Genomic DNA, 18,268 nt, shown 5'->3' on the forward strand with positions numbered 1-18,268 from the left:
TAGGAAAACAGAGGGTTTATCGTATGATTTACGCTTTTGTTTTACTAAAGAACGTCAAAGGGTACTGTTGTTCTTGTTTAATTTTATAAATGTGTAGCGCCATTTTATTTTGTTCCGTTGCTTAAACCTATTAAATGAAACAAAGGATTATTTTATTTAAAAAAAAATGAATTTTGGCAGGCTGGTAAGAATTGAAATTACAGGATATAAATAAACGTAGTACATCAAGATAAACTAATGGAAAATACTTCCACAAAAAAAAGAGCGCTTTATAGCAAGACGCTCTTTGTTATAAAAAGAAAAAATAGAATTATATATTGATGGCTGGATAACCACCTGCTAGGCGATACGCCTCTTTCAGTACTTCTGCAAAGGTGGGATGGGCATAGGAAATGGAAAACATATCCTTAGCCGTTACTTCATATTCTAGGGCAACAACGGCTTGTGCAATTAAATCAGCCGCTCGTGCACCAATAATATGGACGCCCAAAATTTCACCGTATTGGGGGTCAACCAATACCTTAGCAAATCCTTCTGTGTCCATAGAAGCGCGTGCTCGAGCATTGGCAGAAAATGGAAATTTCCCAATGGTATAAGTAATATTCTGCTGGATTAACTCTTGTTCTGTTGCGCCAACTGAGGCAATTTCTGGCCAAGTATATACGACGCTAGGAATGCGGTTGTAGTGGATATGCGGCTTTTGACCGTTTATTATTTCAATAACAAATACGGCTTCTTCTTCGGCTTTATGTGCTAGCATGGCTCCGCCAATCACATCCCCAATAGCATAAATATTCCCTGCTTGCGTTTGCAAGTGTGCATTGGTTTTTATATATCCTTTTTCATCTAAGGTTACTTCCGTATTTTCAAGACCAAGTCCTTCCGTATAAGGACGTCTTCCAACGGCTAGAAGGACATAGTCCGCATCGAGTTGATGTTCTACCCCTTGTTTGTCTTTAAACTTTACTCGTGCCTGTTCTCCCAAATTTTCAACTGCATACACGCTTTGTTCCAAAAGGATGTTAATTTGCTCCTTCTTCAATAGTTTCTGTAGTGTTTTACCCAACTCCGTATCCATCGTCGCTAATAGAGTAGGAGCATACTCCAATATAGTTACCTCGGTACCCATACGGTTAAAAATAGATGCCATTTCCACACCAATTACTCCACCACCAATAATTAGTATGCTTTTAGGTTGTTCAACTAAGGTAAGTGCTTCTGTAGAGGTAATGATGCGTTTCTTATCTACTGTTATCCCAGGTAGTGTTGCTGGTTTAGAACCCGTTGCAATGATGATTTTATCTGCTTCTAGCTGTGTTAGTACTCCAGTAGAAGAAGTAACAGTCAACGTAGTATTACTCGTAAAATGTGCTATACCTTGAAAAGTGGTGATGTCGTTTTTTTTCATTAGAAACGTCAAGCCCTGTGTGGTTTTTTGAACCACCTCTTCTTTTCTACGATACATTTGTTGCTGATTGAGCGCCATCTTTTGAATTTCAATTCCGTGTTTGTTGAATTTGGTCAAGGCCTCTGCATACTGGTGGGTACTATCCAAGAGTGCTTTTGTCGGAATACAACCCACATTGGTACAGGTACCACCTAAGGTGTTGTATTTTTCAACAATTGCGGTTTTATAGCCCAATTGCGCTGCTCGTATAGCTGCTACATACCCACCAGGTCCTGAGCCAATGACGATAAGATCAAATTTTTCCATTGTTGTATCGGATTACTTTATACTTTTTCTATTACGAGTGCTGTTGCACCACCGCCACCGTTGCAAATAGCCGCTACGCCATAGCGTTTATTCTCTTGTTGCAGGGCATGGGTAAGTGTCACTAAAATACGTGCTCCCGAAGCACCAATCGGATGCCCCAATGCCACGGCACCGCCATAGATATTCACTTGGTCCAACGAAATATTCAACAAGTGAACCATAGATAGTGGCACAGAAGCATAGGCTTCATTGATTTCAAACAAATCGATATCTGCTAACGTTAAATTAGCATGTTCTAAGGCTTTGGGAATAGCTAACGCAGGGGCAGTTGTAAACCAAAGCGGATCCTGAGCAGCATCAGCATACCCAATTATTTTGGCCAAGGGTTTTAAGTCATACTGTTCTACTGCTTGAGCAGAAGCGAGGAGAAGCAGGGCAGCACCATCATTTAGATTGCTGGAATTTGCAGCAGTAAGTAATCCCTCTGCTTCAAAAACAGGACGTAATCGCCCAAGTTTCTCAGGGATTATTTTGTAAATATCTTCATCCTTTTCCATCCAATCAGAAGAGGAAGAAGAAAGAGGAATGGGGGTAATTTCTTTCTTGAATTTTCCTTCTGCAGTAGCTTGTTGCGCTTTTTGATACGAACTTTGTGCATAAGCATCTAGTTCTTCCCGCGTAAAGCCAAAGTGGCGAATACCGATTTCTGCGGCATTGCCCATGTGACAATGAGCATAAGCGTCTGTTAGTCCATCGTTCAATAGCCCATCAACACTAGTTAAATGACCTAATTTATGAACCTGACGAGGAAAGGAATAAAAGGGAACACGACTCATACTTTCGATTCCTCCTGCAACCAGGATATGCTCTTGATCCAACTGAATTTGCTGCGCTGCTAAAGAAACCGCTTTGAGTCCTGAGGAACATACTTTGTTGATGGTTGTAGCTTCTGTCTCTGGAGGTAAGCCCGCCAGAATGCCTACTTGTCTAGCAGGAGCCTGACCTAGACCCGCACTTACCCCATTGCCAATGTATAAACTATCGACAGCTGTCTTGGGGATGGCTACTTCTTCTAAGAGGGACTGGAGGACTAAACTTCCTAGCTCGGTGGCTGGAATGTGTTGGAGTTGCCCAAGGAATCCTCCTATAGGCGAGCGCTTGGCAGCTACTATAAAAACGTCTTTCATGGTTGTTGTTTTTTAATATTAATAAAATACCGATTGGTATATTTTTGTGTTTAAAAAAAGTCATTCGACTGCAAGTCGATGACTTTTGCTTTATTTTTCCAGTTCAGTATGGATGATGTGTTCAATTTGATTCAAAGCCACATCCAAATGCTTTTTGTTACCCATAGAGCGAGATAAGAGAATCCCACCTTCAATCAACATAACAAATAGAGCGGCAATTGCGTCAGACTGAACCGTTTCCTTAAAAAGGCCTTGGACTTTTCCTTCTTCAATTACCCCAGCCAAGCGATTAATCCAAAGATTGAAATTGTGTTGCACACTTTCTTTGAGAAAAAGCAGGTGATCATCGGCTTCCGTAGCAGCATTCAAAAGGGCACAACCACCCGAAGTAACAAGCTTTTCCCAGTATTGACGGTAGAACTCAACAAAATTCAACAACGCTTCCTTGGGTGTACTTCCTTGGCTCAGTGCCTGATGAATTCCACGCTTAACTATAGATACATTGTATAGAAAGGCTTCTACCACCACCTCATCTTTATTGCTGAAATTACCATAAATACTGCCTTTCGTTAATCCCGTAATAGCAGTAAGATCCGAAATCGACGTAGCCGCATACCCTTTACTGTTAAATAAAGGGGCTGTTTTTTCTATAATAAACTGTTTAGTTTTCGCTGCTTTACTCATAGTTACCTGCATTCTATGGAACAAAGGTAATAAAAATACCGATTGGTATAATTAAATAGTTTTGATTTCTTTACTATATCCAAACACTATTTTACTTGCGTAGGCAATTGTCCATAATACTTTTTAAACGCTGCAGTAAAATGATGGCTGTGTTTATACCCTACAAATTCAGCAATTTCATAGATGGTATAGGCTTGGCTTTGAATTAATTCCAAGGCTTTTTGCATGCGTAAATCGTGAATGTACTTGAATGTTGTTGTGCCAAACAAGGTTTTAAAACCTGTTTTGAGTTTGGTTTGATTAATCCCTACGCGGTGTGCTAATGCCTGTAAGGTAAAATCTTCTTGATAATGAGCAGTAATGAATTGCTTAATTTCGTGTAGGGCTTCTTCGTCTTTTTTGTGAAACTTGGGGCCTTTTTGTTCTTTCGTTGTTCGCCAATTGTGGTAGTGCATCAAGTGCATTTCCTCTACTTTATTATCCAGGTAATGTGTAGCTAATCGACCTTGATATGGATTGTCTATAAGTTGTTGTAATACCTGTAAAGCCGGAAGATTCAGTTCAAAGTGCAATTTTGAAGATTGCTGTTGGAGAAGTTCGGCTAGATAATCACCTTCCTCTTCAAACAAAGAAGTAATAAAACGTTTATGAACAGCAATTTCTAAAAATTCTCCTTTTTTACTCTTATCTGTTTTCATCAGATGCTCATAAGGTTCCGCTTGTTCTTGAAATAAAAGTGAACCTTGTTCACCAATGTTTAGATTCTCGTGATTGAGCGTCAAACTACTTCCTTGTATACAGCTACAGCTGAGAATTGATTCTTGGGTTGGTTTGACTACGTGATAAAAATCTTCCTCTGCCGTATATAAACCATGTTTAATCTGAGCCATAGGGGTTTGAATGACAGTGATATCCATCGTATAACCTGCTCCATCTACGTGATGTTGCTGTATATTCATATTCGTTGGATGTTGTGCTGTTTCCATAGACTTTTACTTTTGCCTACAAAAATACGTATTTATATTGATTTTAAATAAGATAGCGTAAAATAGCTGCCTTTTTGATTCGAATACTTCTTCTTACGTTGTTTTCTCGTCTTTGTGCGTGGTCTGTTCCACGTTTGAAAATAAGACTTTTGCGGCAGTCTATTTAAAATGATTTTAAATAAAAACACAACCTCATGAAAAAATATAAAAGAAGTATAGCCTTATTATTGTTTTTAACAGCATCAGGTAGTTGGGCGCAAGTGCATTCCGATAGTTTAGCTACAACAAATCAACAATTAGAGCAAGTGGTTATTACCCTAGAAAAAAAACCATTTGTACAAACAAGAGCTTCTGAATCGCTGCGTTTAAATCAAGCGATTGCCAATGTTCCTCAAAACATTCAAGTGCTTTCGCCCGAACTAATCGAAGCGCGGCAAATTACAACGTTAACCGATGGGGTTATTCGAAATGTAAGTGGGGCAGTGCGCTTAGAGGAATGGGGAGATGTGTATGCGCGTATTAATATGCGAGGTTCTCGAGCTTCTGCTTTTCGCAATGGAATGAATGTTTCCTCTATCTATGGCCCCATGGCAGAAGATATGAGTTTTGTAGACCATATCGAATTTGTCAAAGGACCAGCGGGTTTTATGATGTCCAACGGTGAGCCATCAGGAATTTACAATGTAGTTACGAAAAAACCAACAGGAGAAACAGCTCAAAAAGTAGAAGTAAACTACGGAAGTTTTGATTTTGTACGTGCAGCGGCGGATATAGAAGGACAATTAACGCCAATGTCAGACCGTGTTTTTTATCGCTTAAATCTGATGGGAAGCAGTAGAAATGGCTATCGAGACTATCAATTTAACAAGCGTTTGGCATTTGCTCCTTCGTTTTTGTTTCGACTGAGTGATAAAACCACGCTTACCACAGAATATACCTACCAACGATTAAAAATGTCTGATTTTGGTGCAGATTACTTATTTTCAAAAGCAGGCTTTGCCACATTGTCGCGTAAGCGAACTTTTGGGGATCCTGGATTTGAACCTTCCATCATGGAAGATCATAGCTTTCATGTCCATTTGAAAACGCAACTAAACGATCAATGGACGTTACACGCTCAAATGGGGTATTTTAAGTTCAATCAAGAAGGACAGTATATGTGGGTAACCCATATCGACGATCATGGAGATTTTATTCGAACAAGTAATTTATGGGATGCAGAAAATCGCGCAACAACAGGTCAACTATTTGTTAATGGTAGCGTAGAAACAGGGGCTATTAAACACAAAATCCTAGGAGGGTTGGACATGGGACACAAGCAATATTTCGTTGATTGGAGTCAAAAGTTTGATTATGATGATCTTGGGACATTTAATATTTACGAGGATTCATATCAAAAGCCGGTGCACGGTTATCCTTCCTTTGATCGCACTCAGCCCTTAAAACAACGCGTAGCCCAACATGGTATTGGGCAAGCGGATGTAGGGCAAAGTTATACGGGAGTCTATATTCAAGATGAATTAGCTTTCTTGGATGAAACCCTTTTGGTGACTATCGCTGGACGTTATACTACCGTAAAAGAAAATTCCAATATGGAGACGAGAGAAGACCATAAATTTACCCCTCGAGTAGGTTTGAATTATAAAGTAGGGTATAACACCAATGTATATGCGCTCTATGACCAAACTTTTGTACCACAGTCTGGAATAAAAAGAGACGGTTCTGCTGTTACTCCGCTGACGGGGCACAATATCGAATTGGGCGTAAAGAACCACTTTTTTAACAAGCGATTTCAATCTACGGTATCCTTATATCGCATTACAAAAAACAACCATTTATCAGCAGATCCTTTGAATGATCCAGGAGAAAATTACGTATTACAACTCGGACAAACTCGAACACAAGGGATTGAAATGGACCTGATGGGAAAGATCGCAAGAGGATTGAATATAGTAGCGAACTATGCCTATACAGAATCGGAAGTAACCAAGGAAACAAAAGGAGCTGAAAAGGGAAGTCGTGTTAGTGGGTATGCTAAGCACGTGGCTAATGTTTGGTTGGACTATACGTTTGAAGAAGGATTTTTACACAATCTTTCACTAATGGCTGGCGTGACGTTTATGGGAGATCGTCAAACTTGGGCGTTTGGTGGCGGTGGAGGAGACCCTTTACCTGATTATACTCGAGTGGATGTAGGAGCAAGCTGGAAAAAGGAAGATGTAAAAATTTCTTTACTTGTAAATAATCTATTTGACCGCTATTTATACAACGGAGCCTATTACAATTCAAGAGGTGGATTTTATTACTGGCGTCCCGAAGATCCTATCAATCTTAAATTGAGTGTAAATTATCGTTTTTAAGTATGCGTGTACACAAGTTTTACTGTAACCTGCTCGGACTCTTTCTCCTAGGCTTATCTCTACCAGTATGGGCGCAGGAACCCGAAGAACGCGTGGTTATTTTTGGTCAACAAGCCTTAGAAATGGTGAAGTATTTTGGTGGAAAGGAAAAAGTAGTCGGCGTAGGGTATTTGGATCAAAAAGTAAAACCAGGAACTGCTGCGGATTGGCCCATTTTAACCTCGTTATGGCCTTCCATAGAAGCCATACTTGCCACACGCCCTAGCCAACTGTTTGGTATGGAATCTGCTTTTAAGGATAAACGAAGTGGTAGTCCTGAATTTTGGAAGAAAAAAGGAATCACTACAACAGCTGTTTTTGATTTTAATCAGACCCGTACGTTGGATGTTTTTCTAAAAGATTTGCGAATGTTCGGACGAGTTTTTCAAAAAGAACAAGAAGTAGAGCATTTTATAACACGTGAAGTAGAGCAATTGCAACAGATAAAAAATGCAGTTGCTCCCTTCCAGCAGCAGCAACCCAAGCGTATTTTGTTTCTTGCTAATGTGAGATCTAGTGGCATTTACTACTGTTATACCCAAGATAAATGCCTGATTGGTTCACTCCTCCAAGATTTTAATGTTGAGTTTTTAACCAGTGAAAATATGGTCATTCCTATTTCGTTAGAATATATTGTACATCTCAATCCAGACTACATTATCCTATCGAGCTTTCAGGCCAATAGTCTCTCTGATTTACAGCATTATTTTGAGGAGCATCCTGTTCTAAAACAACTCGATGCCGTAAAAAACAAGCAAATCACCACGGTAGATTACTCCAATGCCGTTAGTGGAGGATTGGAGTTCGTTGCCCTATACCGACAGTTAATCACTTTTCTATATCCCAAATTATAAAATGAAACAAACAAAGAAAAAATATTTCTACCTCTTTATCCTTGTTCTAATCGTTGTATTTGCAGCATTTGCAGCTATGCTTTCTGGATTATTATCCATTACGTTGACGGATGTCTACCACATGTTTTGGGGATCCTCTGCAGGCATGCAATCGGAAGAGGGCATTTCTTTGGCAATCGTAGAAGAGGTTTTATGGACGATGCGCATGCCCCGCGTAGTAATGGCGCTATTGGTTGGCGCTGCCTTGTCAATAGGAGGAGTCGTGATGCAATCAACCGTTCAAAATCCATTAGCGGATCCCTTTTTATTGGGTATATCTTCTGGTGCATCCCTTGGTGCAACAATTGCTATTGTGTTAGGTCTTGGTGTAGGAAGTGGATTATGGGGCATGTTGAGTATTCCCCTGATGGCCTTTGTAGGAGCAAGTGGAGCAACTGTTGTAATTTTTGCTTTAAGCTTGAAAAACAATCGCGTATCGACCTTATACCTTATTTTGGTTGGTACCGTTATCAATGCTTTTTGTGCCGCCTTATCCAATGCTTTAGTCTATATCGCTGAAGATAGCGAGAAGGTAAGAGCCGTTGCCTTTTGGACTATGGGAAGCTTGGCACAAGTCAGCTGGTCTGCTGTCGGTTGCGTGGCAGTTGTTTTAGTGGGCGTACTGGTCTATTTTTTATTGCATACCAAAGATCTTGACGCTATGATGATGGGCAACGAATCTGCAGTTACACTTGGTATAAACCCCAATGTACAACGCGTTATTTCCATTTTACTCGTTACCTTAGTAACCAGTTTAGTGGTTGCTTTTTGTGGAGTTATTGGCTTTGTTGGATTGACAATTCCCCATATCGTTCGCAGTTTGTTGGGGAGTAAGCACCACTGGACCTTGTTGTACAGTGCGGTCATAGGCGCGCTCTTCTTAGTCGGAGCCGATTGGCTTTCTCGCATCCTCATCCCCCAAAGTGAAGTCGCTATTGGTATTATTACTGCCTTAATTGGTTGCCCTTTATTTGCCGTTATTTTAGTAATGAACAAAAAGAAAATTTAATGGAATATCCTCTTCTAGAAGTACAAGGTATTTCTTTTCACTATCCTTCTCGCCCTATTCTAAACGGAATAAATATCCAAGTAAAACCCAATCAATTTGTTGGAATTGTAGGATGTAATGGTTGTGGAAAATCTACGCTCTTAAAAATTATTTATCAGGTATTACAAGCCAAACAAGGCGAAGTGTTTTATAAAGGAGTTAACATCAAGACGTATAGCTTAAAAGAGATGGCGCGTAAAATTGCGGTAGTAGGTCAATTTAACGAAACGATGTTTGATACCACCGTTTTAGAGGTAGTGTTGATGGGGAGAATTCCCTTTAAATCAAGATGGCAAGCCTTTGATGAAACGGATTATCAATTGGCGCGTAGCAGTTTGGAACAGGTTGATATGTTGGCCTATCAAGATAAACCGCTTTCTACGCTATCAGGAGGGGAAAAACAACGCATTTTTTTAGCCAGAGCTCTGACCCAACAACCGGAATTGATTATTCTAGACGAGCCGACGAACCACTTGGATATTCGCTTTCAATTGGAAATATTGCGTCTAGTCAAATCTTTAAATATTGGCGTTTTAGCCACGATGCACGATCTATCCTTAATCGCTAATTTTTGTGATTATATCTATGCCTTAAAAGATACCCAAGTGTATGGCCAAGGTAAACCTGCAGCTGTATTAACCCCAGAGCAAATTCACGTGATTTTCGGCGTGGACTGCAAGGTGATTCAAACAGAAAAGGAATTGTTTTTTAGTTACTATTGATTGGATGAGGTTCAGTGGAGAGCTTTTTTGTCACGCATAGTAATCTTATATCCCATTATCTTCCTTAGTTGCACCCTTTGCTTTTTTAGAACTAAAAGGGTTGTGTTTTTGATTTACTCTTAGTTTTGTTTTTATTTTCTTAATTTTTATTTGACTTTTAATGTTTTTTAGTTTGTTTATTTGTATTTATATTTTTTATACTTGTTAAAATATAATTATTTAACTAAATATTAATTTAAGTAAGTATTTTTGCGAAAACTTTTGATGCAGTTCTTGAAATAAGGTATTGGATAATTGAAAGAAGTTGATGAGAATAAAAATATAGTTTGTCTATGAGAATACAAGTACTTCTATTTGTACTATTGACAACCACGTTAGGGTTTAGTCAAAAAGTTGTCTGGGAACAGACGTTGGGCAGTACGCATGCAGAGTATTTATTTGATGTGTTGCCTACAGCCGATTATGGATTTTTATTGGCAGGGAGTTCCCTTTCTGATAAAGGTGGTGATCTTCAGGCGGCCCGTCGAGGGAATATTGATGCCTGGTTGTGGAAGATGAAGGAGGACGGTACCCAAGAATGGCAATACCGCTTGGGTGGCGATGGTAATGATTATCTACACAGTATTTGTCATACGCGTGATGGTGGATTCTTGTTGGGGATCACGTCCACTTCCGGAAAATCAGGAGATAAAACACAAGAGAACAAAGGCAAGGAAGATTTGTGGTTGGTGAAGCTCAATGCAGCCAAGACCATCGAATGGCAAAAGACCTATGGTGGAATAGGAACGGAAGAAATCGTTAAACTGATTGCTTTAAAAGGAGGAGATTATGTCGTACTCGCCAATAGTAATTCCATTGTGTCAGGAGATAAGGCAGTGCCATATTATGGAGGGATGGATCTCTGGATTTTGCGTTTAAATAACCAAGGAACCCTACTTTGGCAAAAGAGCTATGGTGGGGCATATAACGATTTGGGTGTGGATTGTATGATGAAAAAATGAGCTATGATTTAAATGGAAACATCTTAACCCTTAACCGCAAAGGACGTAATGTGAATACAGCTATTGCGTTGGATTTAGATCAATTGACCTACAGCTACGAAGGCAATAAACTCCAAAAGGTGGTGGATGCCTCCAACAATACCGATGGATTTAAGCAAGGCAGTACAGCAGCGAAACACTACGACTACGACGAATTTGGCAACTTAAAAGTAGATCGTAACAAAGGCATAACGGGAATCAAGTACAACCACTTGAATTTACCGACGGAAATTGCCTTTAGCAGTGGAAAAATTAACTACCTTTATACAGCCACAGGTGAAAAAGTACAGAAAAAAGTAACCCAAGGAAGTACCACGGTTGTTACGGATTATCAGGATGGTTTCCAATATGTTGATGGGGTATTGCGTTTCTTTCCTACCGCAGAGGGGTATTTTGATGCAGAAACACAAAACTATGTGTATCAATACCGCGACCACCTCGGTAATGTCCGTTTAAGCTATTCGGATGCCAATAAAAACGACAAGATTGACGTTGGTGAGATCATTGAAGAAACGAATTACTATCCATTTGGATTGGCGCATAGTGGATACAACGAGAAGAATAATACGATTGGCGCGCACTATAAGTATCAGTATAATGCTAAAGAGTTACAAGATGAGTTAGGATTGAATGTATACGATTACGGTGCAAGGAATTATGATGCTGCACTGGGTCGATGGATGAATGTGGACCCGTTGGCGGAACAAGCAGTTAATTGGACACCGTATCGCTACTCGCTTAATAATCCAGTAATGTATACGGACCCTACTGGTCTTTTTGAGACAAAATTTGGAGCATGGTGGCATAAATTATGGAATGGAGATGATAGTAGTAGTGATATTATGTATAATGAAGAACGTAAAGAATATTTTTATACAAATCATTCCTCTTATGAAGATGAAAGTGGAAATCAAGGATTGAATATGTCTTTCATTTATAATAGTATTAAGGGAGATGGAGGAAGACCTGTTTTTGAAGTTGAAGGAAAAGCTAGTATAGGTTTGCAAGCGGGTTTGACTGTTCCATTCGGGAGTATTGAAGCAGGAGCTATTACTGCGGATATAGGAAGTTTAGGATATAGTAATCAAAATCCAGATCAACCTATAGCAAGGTGGGGGGATGGAACAGGACATAATTTTATTGGTGGATCATTAAATGTTCCCTATTTTAAAAATATTGCTATTTCGGGTAAATTGGACTATGTTACTAAAGATATGACACCTAGTGGACAATTGTTAGATTATTATCCTAATCATGGGAACCTTCAATCCGAATGGGGTGTAGGTCCTGCAAAAAGTGTAAAGATGGCTAAAATGCCTCATTTAACGAATAAAACATCTTTAGGAGGTGGGGAAATAGCTGCTAAAGTAGGAACTCCCGCAGGATCTAATAATTATGTTCTAGATCTTGGTGTAGGTGTTAAAGCCATAATAGGAATCGATGTTTCACTTAAAATAGGTTTAACAGGTAAAACGAGAAAATGATGTATACAGCAATAACTTTGAATGGAAATACAGATATTTACTTTGATAATGAATTGTTATTTAGATGTTTAACTTATAAATACTTCCTTAAGGATATTTTTTATATAGAAGATATCCATGGAGTAAAATTATTAGAACTAGAAATCAAGAATTTCTTTGGATTTAATAAAAAATACTTGATAATAGGTCAAAAATTACATCAACAGATTAGTTTATTTAAACTTAAGAGAAAATTATATTTAAAAGTGGAAAATGATATTATTTCATTAAACAAAAAGATAAGAGCATGGAAATTTGAAGGAGATTTCATTGTAAATAATAATTTTTTTGGAAATTTTAATAACGATTTAAAATTTTTCAAGTCATCATTTACATTTGATTTTAATGGCAAGAGTGACGTTAACATTTATTGTATAATATTATTTTCTATTTTGGTTATAGATGAGTTTAATACTCGACCAAGTACATAATTAAAGAAATGACAGCACTAGAATTTATAAAATCAAGTAAAAAGAGGCGAATAGCAGCTTTTTTAATAGATCACTTTGTGATAACATTTTTAATAGTTACAATTTTATTTCTGTTTTTTGGAGAAAGTTTAATTAATGGGAATAATACAGAACAAATTATACCAATACTACTTTCTGCACTAGTACCCGGGATTATCTTCTATTTTGCAAAAGATAGTTATCAAGGAATGAGTATTGGTAAATGGATTATGGGAATTAGGGTTCGAGATGAAGAGAACTTTAATGAAGTTCCTTCTTTCAGTAGACTTTTTTTACGTAATCTTTTCCTGATTATATGGCCAATAGAGTTTATTATATTGGCTATTAATATACAAAAGAAAAGATTAGGCGATAAAGTTGCAAAAACGGTTGTGCTAAAGAATCCTCTTAAATCCTCAAAAGTTTCACGTATTATGGCGTTAATAAGTGTTGGGATGTTATTTTTTTTATTTGTGTTTTTTATAGTTGGAAGTACAATGAAAAAATCAGATGCTTATAAAACTGCTATAAAAGAAATAGAAAAAAACGAACAGCTAAAAAACGAAATAGGAACTGTCATGAACTACGGTATGCTTCCTACTGGAAATATTAGTATTAACAATGGATATGGTCAGGCTTTATTAGAAATAAAGGCTATTGGTGTGAGACAAACTGTTAAGGTTTTAGTTTATTTAGAAAAAGAACCAGAAAGTGAATGGCGATTAGTTGAAATGCAAAAAGAGGATGGAACTGTTTTGTATTTATATAATACGCTGTAATTTAGTTTGTTTAAGGAAGGAATCAAGCAGCTCCATGACTACATTTTTCTTATCGTCTGGGAGTTTTAGGATAGCTATAGTTTTGTTTAGTAGGTCTTTTTCGATTATGATATCCGTATTGCCTACTAGATAATCTAGGGATACATTTAATATATCACACATAACCAAAAAAACAACCCCCGCTGTCCAATTCTTCCAAATTAGGGAGTAAATAAGGTTAAAAAAGACTATTTTTCCTGTCTTTAAAAAATATAAATACTACATTATCAAATAGTTATGTTTGTTTGGTTTTAGGTTTGTTTGGGAGTTGTTCGGGAACGCTTCGGTAAAACAACGGTTTTACAAGGCTCGGAGGCAGGTTTACCGAACCAAACTAGAACAAAACCCCCAGCAAACCTCCAAAAAACACCTTCCTACGTATATCCTACTTCTTTATCCGTTATCTACAATCCACTAGAATAGAAGACTTTTGTGCATGAAACCACCTCTGAACAAGAAGTTGTTAGGAGGAATAAATAGAAAAGTATGATTTTTAAAAATAAGTGGTTCATTCTCTTTATCTTGCTATTGGCCACCATTCTTTCTCCTTTAGATTTTTACATCGTCAATTTAGCCTTACCCTCCATACAACAAGCGTTGGATGCTAGTAATAGCGAATTGCAAATGATTGTGTCTTTTTATACCTGTGCCTATGCGGTATTTCAGATTTCAGGTGGGCGATTGGGTGATTTATATGGAAGAAAGACGATATTTCTGATTGGATTAACGGGATTTATTGGCGCTTCTGTTCTGTGTGGAGTGGCGCAATCTTCAACCGTAATGATTGTAGGGCGTATCTTTCAAGGCGTATCAGGAGCAGTGATGATTCCACAAGTATTAGCCATTCTTCATACCCTATTTGACGAGAGAGAAAAACGCTTGGTCATGGCGCTATACAGCTTTACCTTTGGGATTGCCGCAGCCCTCGGACAGTATTTAGGAGCCTTATTAATTGAATGGAATCTCTTTGGTTTGGGTTGGCGTATTATCTTTTTGGTCAATCTACCTGTTGGATTGTTGGCTTTGATTTTAGCTTGCTTACTCTTGCCTAAACCAACGCTTTCAACAAAAGAACAGATTGATTATGGTGGAACTTTACTCTTGAGCTTGGGGTTAATGAGTTTTATTTATCCATTAACCACGCTCATTGAACATGGAATTACAATACAAACTTTGGTGTATCTATTGAGCTCCTTTATTTTTTTGTATGGATTTGTACAGGTGGAAAAAAAACGCAAAAAACAAGCACAGTCTGTGCTCGTTGATTTCGATGTCTTCCAATTTAAAAACTTAAAATTAGGCGTCATGATTAGTTTTCTTTACTATGCTAGTGGGGTGTTTTACTTGGTTTTTGGTATTTACTTACAAAAAGAATTACATTGGACGAGTATGGAAGCGGGGAAGGCTATTATTCCCTTTGGTGTTGGTTTTATTTTAATGTCGTTGAGCTCTTCTGTATTGAGTAAATACCTAAAACAACATATTTTATCCTTTGGACTTCTGGTTTACTGCTTGGGATTTGCCTTATTGTTGTGGACGCTCTATCATTTTCATCCGTTGCTATTTAAGCTCGATTTGTTTGTCATTGGCAGTGGAATGGGACTCACTTTAGCAGCTGTCGTGCGATTGAGTTTAAGTCAGATTCCAACGGCTTTTGCTGGATTGGCTTCGGGTGTGATTAACTGTGGACTGCAAATTGGCTCAGCTTTTGGCGTAGCGGCTATTGGAAGCATATTTTTTGCTATAGCAACGGTGGAAAATTATACCTTGGCATTTGCAGCCGTATTGATTATTTTATGTGTACTTCTCATCATAGCGTTGTTCTTAAGCCGAAAGTTAGTGAAGTCTTTAGAATGAGTCCTGTGATTCAGGAAATAGAGATTTGATTAACAGAAACTTATCTTTTGATTGAAAAAGCTTAAGCCTTTGTGTTTTTTAGTGTCAAAAAAAAAGACCACCTTTGTGCCTTGAAAGGGGTGCTGCGAGCAATTGCGGCTGAGATGATACCCTGGAAGTCATTCCACACCTGATCTAGGTAATACTAGCGTAGGGATAATCAAACTATCATCTCATCATGTACTTAATTTAAGTGAATATGATGCAGGACATTTTACAACAAACAACGGGAACCCAATGGTTTGGCGTTCTTTTTTCTATGATTCAAGTCGTACTGGCTTGGAGAAATAATCCCAACAACTATCTTTTTGGTATTGCTGGTATTGCTTTGACGCTTTATGTCATGTTTGTTTCCAAACTCTATGGTGAATTTACACTCAATCTTTACTATTTAGGAATGAGTATTTATGGATGGCTCTATTGGAAATACGGTAAGCAAAAAGAAGAAACCAAGATTTCCACTACAACAGGGCAGGAGAAGCTCATTGTTATAGGAATTGTTAGTTTTACGTTTGGGATATTCTGGTTTTTCCTAACCCATTATACGGATTCAGATGTGCCTATTTGGGATGCGATTGTTTCCGCTTTTGCTTGGGCAGGAATGTGGTTGATGGCTAAACGCAAGGTAGAGAATTGGATTTTATTAAATATCAGTAACTTTATTGCTGTACCTTTGATGGTGCACAAAAACCTCTATCTCTATGCAGGATTAACAGTATTTCTGTTTATTGTGGCTGTATTGGGATATATCAAATGGAGTCAAATGTTAAAAGAAGAAAATTATGTTGAATGCTAATGAACTGAGAACTGCTATGCAAGGTGCAACGGCAATATCAGACGAAGTGATTACACATATTTACAAGCAACGCTGGTTACAAATATGGGTACCTCAAAACTATGGTGGTTTGGGCTGTGATTTTAGAACAGGCTTGCTCCATTTGTATGATTGGGCTAAAATAGATGGGAGTTTAGGGTGGATGTTGACACTTTGTGCTGGAGCCAATTATTTTGCGCGAAATATACAACCAGAAACAGCTAAAAAGCTATTTGCTAGTGAATACACCTGTTTTGGTGGGAGTGGTATGGTTGGCGGAACGGCAGATGAACAAGCAGATGGAACCTATCTTGTGAATGGACTTTGGCATTATGCTACTGGAGCGCCTTATTTGAGCCATTTCACCCTAAACGCCCAGGTATTTAAACAAGGAAAGCCCGTCTTGGAAGCAGATGGAACAGCAGTTATTCGCTCGTTTATTATTCCCAAAGATCAAGTGACCATCATTCCCAATTGGAAATCCATGGGAATGAAAGCAACTGGAACATTTTCCTTTGAAGTAAAACAGGCCGTTATTCCTGCGGATTACTACTTTGTTTATGATACATTTTATACAGAGGATGCCATCATCAAGATTCCCTTTCGCCTTTTTGCCGATTTAACGCTATTGGTTAACTATTTAGGAATGGCGGCCCATTTTATGGATGAAGCAAGTAATTTTTTAGACCATAACCGTTTACATACCCATCAAAAAGGAATCAAAATTGCATTAGAAGGAATCTTAACATATGCGATTCAATTAGAAGGATTATTGGAGCACAATATTCCCATATCCACGACATTAGAAGAGGAAATTCACTACTATGGAGAATGCGTATTGGAACAACTCATTCCTCAAATTACCCAAGTATATGTACAATTGGGGATTAAGGCCACACAGATAGACCAACCCATACACCAGGTGTTTTGTGATTTCTTTACCGCTACGCAACACGTCAATTTTAGAGCAGAATTAAAGGAGCAGCGCATGTAATTCGCTTTGCTTCTAAAATAAAAAGGAGAATTCCATTGTGATACTTCTTCTGAAGCTGTATTTTTGCAGCTAGAATGAACTTTATCCCAAGCAGGGGTAAAGTTTATTTTTTTTAACTGTTTGAAATGAGTGAAAAAAGAACTGCTATTTCAGCCGCTTTAACCTCTATTATGTGTGTACAAGGAGGAGCGTCTTTAGCAAAAAAGCTGTTTCCAGTCTTGGGACCAGCAGGGGCAAGCTCCTTGCGCATTGGTTTATCTGCCATCTTATTACTAATTATTAATCGACCGAATTTTAAGGCCTTGAATAAACAACAGTGGCTTTGCTGTTTGGGTTATGGCGTGAGTATTGGAGGAATGAATTTACTCTTCTATTTCGCTATTGAGCGTGTACCTTTGGGATTGGGGGTGACTGTAGAATTCGTCGGTCCGTTGCTCTTAGCGCTGTTCTTATCCCGAAAAATACTCGATGTGCTATGGGCTTTGCTCGCTTGCATTGGCATTTTGTTGATCGTACCTTGGAAGAGTAATAACGTAGATCTAATCGGATTAGCTATGGCGTTTACAGCAGGTATGTTTTGGGTCGGTTACATCGTGATGGGTAGTAAAGTTACCAAACTAATCGATGGACGTACTGCTGTTTCTATTGGAACCTTATTTGCTGCCATGATTATTGTGCCTGTGGGAATCGCCTCTGGAGGATTGATGAATCTAACCCTAAATTATTTCTTCTTGGGATTGGCTGTTGCTATTTTATCGAGCTCCTTGCCCTTTACCTTAGATCTCGTAGCCATGAAGCGCATACCCGCAAAGAGCTTTAGTATTTTAACCAGTTTACATCCAGCCTTTGCCGCTTTAAGTGGTTTGTTATTCTTAGGGGAAGCCCTAAGCGTAGTACAATGGCTATCTGTAGGTTGTGTAGTTTTTGCAAGTATAGGAACTACAATTACTTCACCTAAAGTTAGTTAATGGTGCTTGATTAACTTTTTAATTGAAGTAATGAGTAAAGTAGTTCTGCTGTCAAATAACAAAATAGAAGTTAGTGTCCCATTTTTAAAGAGAATAGTTTACCTTTGAGGGACAAGGAATAATAAGAATCTAG

At 38.3% G+C, this 18,268-nt stretch carries 16 protein-coding genes and 1 riboswitch; of the genes, 12 read left to right on the forward strand and 4 right to left on the reverse strand.

Annotated elements, in window-relative coordinates:
* Window positions 1-310 precede the first annotated feature (310 nt).
* From lpdA to ACLJX0_RS06415, 4 genes are all read right to left on the reverse strand, one after another.
* Window positions 311-1,714: a dihydrolipoyl dehydrogenase gene (gene lpdA, locus ACLJX0_RS06400; protein ID WP_410879293.1), complete on the reverse strand. Its 1,404-nt coding sequence runs from the start codon at window positions 1,712-1,714 to the stop codon at window positions 311-313.
* A 17-nt stretch (window positions 1,715-1,731) separates the two neighbouring features.
* On the reverse strand, window positions 1,732-2,901 hold the full coding sequence (locus tag ACLJX0_RS06405) for a thiolase family protein (RefSeq protein WP_410879294.1): 1,170 nt from the start codon (window positions 2,899-2,901) through the stop codon (window positions 1,732-1,734).
* A gap of 90 nt (window positions 2,902-2,991) precedes the next feature.
* A complete protein-coding gene (locus ACLJX0_RS06410; RefSeq protein ID WP_410879295.1) occupies window positions 2,992-3,585 on the reverse strand; it encodes a TetR/AcrR family transcriptional regulator in 594 nt (197 codons plus the stop codon).
* Window positions 3,586-3,671: 86 nt separating this feature from the next.
* Window positions 3,672-4,571 (reverse strand): helix-turn-helix transcriptional regulator, encoded by a 900-nt coding sequence (locus ACLJX0_RS06415; protein WP_410879296.1) that lies wholly within the window; start codon window positions 4,569-4,571, stop codon window positions 3,672-3,674.
* Window positions 4,572-4,765: 194 nt separating this feature from the next.
* On the opposite strand from ACLJX0_RS06415, the gene ACLJX0_RS06420 reads away from it, so the two are divergent.
* From ACLJX0_RS06420 to ACLJX0_RS06475, 12 genes are all read left to right on the forward strand, one after another.
* Window positions 4,766-6,931, forward strand: coding sequence for a TonB-dependent siderophore receptor (locus ACLJX0_RS06420; protein WP_410879297.1), 2,166 nt, complete (start codon window positions 4,766-4,768; stop codon window positions 6,929-6,931).
* Between the two features lie 2 nt (window positions 6,932-6,933).
* Window positions 6,934-7,824, forward strand: a complete 891-nt coding sequence (locus tag ACLJX0_RS06425) for an ABC transporter substrate-binding protein (protein ID WP_410879298.1) — start codon at window positions 6,934-6,936, stop codon at window positions 7,822-7,824.
* 1 nt (window position 7,825) lies between these two features.
* On the forward strand, window positions 7,826-8,872 hold the full coding sequence (locus ACLJX0_RS06430; RefSeq protein WP_410879299.1) for a FecCD family ABC transporter permease: 1,047 nt from the start codon (window positions 7,826-7,828) through the stop codon (window positions 8,870-8,872).
* Window positions 8,872-9,633 carry an ABC transporter ATP-binding protein gene (locus tag ACLJX0_RS06435; protein WP_410879300.1) on the forward strand — a complete coding sequence of 254 codons (762 nt, stop codon included), beginning with the start codon at window positions 8,872-8,874 and terminating at the stop codon, window positions 9,631-9,633. Before ACLJX0_RS06430 ends, ACLJX0_RS06435 begins: the two co-directional genes overlap by 1 nt.
* 332 nt (window positions 9,634-9,965) lie before the next feature.
* The gene (locus ACLJX0_RS06440; RefSeq protein ID WP_410879301.1) at window positions 9,966-10,634 is read left to right on the forward strand and encodes a hypothetical protein; all 669 of its coding nucleotides are present in this window, start codon (window positions 9,966-9,968) and stop codon (window positions 10,632-10,634) included.
* Complete coding sequence (locus ACLJX0_RS06445; RefSeq protein WP_410879302.1) at window positions 10,631-12,157, forward strand: RHS repeat domain-containing protein; 1,527 nt, start codon at window positions 10,631-10,633, stop codon at window positions 12,155-12,157. Before ACLJX0_RS06440 ends, ACLJX0_RS06445 begins: the two co-directional genes overlap by 4 nt.
* Entirely contained in the window at window positions 12,154-12,627 is a 474-nt protein-coding gene (locus ACLJX0_RS06450) for a hypothetical protein (protein WP_410879303.1), read from the forward strand. The genes ACLJX0_RS06445 and ACLJX0_RS06450 overlap by 4 nt, the downstream gene beginning before the upstream one ends.
* A gap of 8 nt (window positions 12,628-12,635) precedes the next feature.
* Complete coding sequence (locus ACLJX0_RS06455; RefSeq protein WP_410879304.1) at window positions 12,636-13,424, forward strand: RDD family protein; 789 nt, start codon at window positions 12,636-12,638, stop codon at window positions 13,422-13,424.
* A gap of 525 nt (window positions 13,425-13,949) precedes the next feature.
* On the forward strand, window positions 13,950-15,320 hold the full coding sequence (locus tag ACLJX0_RS06460) for an MFS transporter (RefSeq protein ID WP_410879305.1): 1,371 nt from the start codon (window positions 13,950-13,952) through the stop codon (window positions 15,318-15,320).
* Window positions 15,321-15,425: 105 nt separating this feature from the next.
* Window positions 15,426-15,535: riboswitch (TPP riboswitch) on the forward strand.
* Between the two features lie 23 nt (window positions 15,536-15,558).
* Window positions 15,559-16,155 (forward strand): nicotinamide riboside transporter PnuC, encoded by a 597-nt coding sequence (pnuC, locus tag ACLJX0_RS06465; protein ID WP_410879306.1) that lies wholly within the window; start codon window positions 15,559-15,561, stop codon window positions 16,153-16,155.
* Window positions 16,142-17,167 (forward strand): hypothetical protein, encoded by a 1,026-nt coding sequence (locus ACLJX0_RS06470; RefSeq protein ID WP_410879307.1) that lies wholly within the window; start codon window positions 16,142-16,144, stop codon window positions 17,165-17,167. The genes pnuC and ACLJX0_RS06470 overlap by 14 nt, the downstream gene beginning before the upstream one ends.
* Before the next feature lie 125 nt (window positions 17,168-17,292).
* Window positions 17,293-18,135 (forward strand): EamA family transporter, encoded by an 843-nt coding sequence (locus tag ACLJX0_RS06475; protein WP_410879308.1) that lies wholly within the window; start codon window positions 17,293-17,295, stop codon window positions 18,133-18,135.
* Window positions 18,136-18,268 lie beyond the last annotated feature (133 nt).

This window comes from Myroides sp. DW712, assembly GCF_046557355.1.
GTDB lineage: Bacteria > Bacteroidota > Bacteroidia > Flavobacteriales > Flavobacteriaceae > Flavobacterium.

What these genes read in the sequence shown, in the direction of transcription:
- ACLJX0_RS06430 (WP_410879299.1), top strand. Translation starts at nt 7,826, where the DNA reads ATGAAACAAACAAAGAAAAAATATTTCTACCTCTTTATCCTTGTTCTA.
- ACLJX0_RS06440 (WP_410879301.1), top strand. Translation starts at nt 9,966, where the DNA reads ATGAGAATACAAGTACTTCTATTTGTACTATTGACAACCACGTTAGGG.
- ACLJX0_RS06405 (WP_410879294.1), bottom strand. Translation starts at nt 2,901, where the DNA reads ATGAAAGACGTTTTTATAGTAGCTGCCAAGCGCTCGCCTATAGGAGGA.
- ACLJX0_RS06475 (WP_410879308.1), top strand. Translation starts at nt 17,293, where the DNA reads ATGAGTGAAAAAAGAACTGCTATTTCAGCCGCTTTAACCTCTATTATG.
- ACLJX0_RS06445 (WP_410879302.1), top strand. Translation starts at nt 10,631, where the DNA reads ATGAGCTATGATTTAAATGGAAACATCTTAACCCTTAACCGCAAAGGA.
- ACLJX0_RS06410 (WP_410879295.1), bottom strand. Translation starts at nt 3,585, where the DNA reads ATGAGTAAAGCAGCGAAAACTAAACAGTTTATTATAGAAAAAACAGCC.
- ACLJX0_RS06470 (WP_410879307.1), top strand. Translation starts at nt 16,142, where the DNA reads ATGTTGAATGCTAATGAACTGAGAACTGCTATGCAAGGTGCAACGGCA.
- pnuC (WP_410879306.1), top strand. Translation starts at nt 15,559, where the DNA reads ATGATGCAGGACATTTTACAACAAACAACGGGAACCCAATGGTTTGGC.
- ACLJX0_RS06420 (WP_410879297.1), top strand. Translation starts at nt 4,766, where the DNA reads ATGAAAAAATATAAAAGAAGTATAGCCTTATTATTGTTTTTAACAGCA.
- ACLJX0_RS06460 (WP_410879305.1), top strand. Translation starts at nt 13,950, where the DNA reads ATGATTTTTAAAAATAAGTGGTTCATTCTCTTTATCTTGCTATTGGCC.
- ACLJX0_RS06425 (WP_410879298.1), top strand. Translation starts at nt 6,934, where the DNA reads ATGCGTGTACACAAGTTTTACTGTAACCTGCTCGGACTCTTTCTCCTA.
- ACLJX0_RS06415 (WP_410879296.1), bottom strand. Translation starts at nt 4,571, where the DNA reads ATGGAAACAGCACAACATCCAACGAATATGAATATACAGCAACATCAC.
- ACLJX0_RS06455 (WP_410879304.1), top strand. Translation starts at nt 12,636, where the DNA reads ATGACAGCACTAGAATTTATAAAATCAAGTAAAAAGAGGCGAATAGCA.
- ACLJX0_RS06435 (WP_410879300.1), top strand. Translation starts at nt 8,872, where the DNA reads ATGGAATATCCTCTTCTAGAAGTACAAGGTATTTCTTTTCACTATCCT.
- ACLJX0_RS06450 (WP_410879303.1), top strand. Translation starts at nt 12,154, where the DNA reads ATGATGTATACAGCAATAACTTTGAATGGAAATACAGATATTTACTTT.
- lpdA (WP_410879293.1), bottom strand. Translation starts at nt 1,714, where the DNA reads ATGGAAAAATTTGATCTTATCGTCATTGGCTCAGGACCTGGTGGGTAT.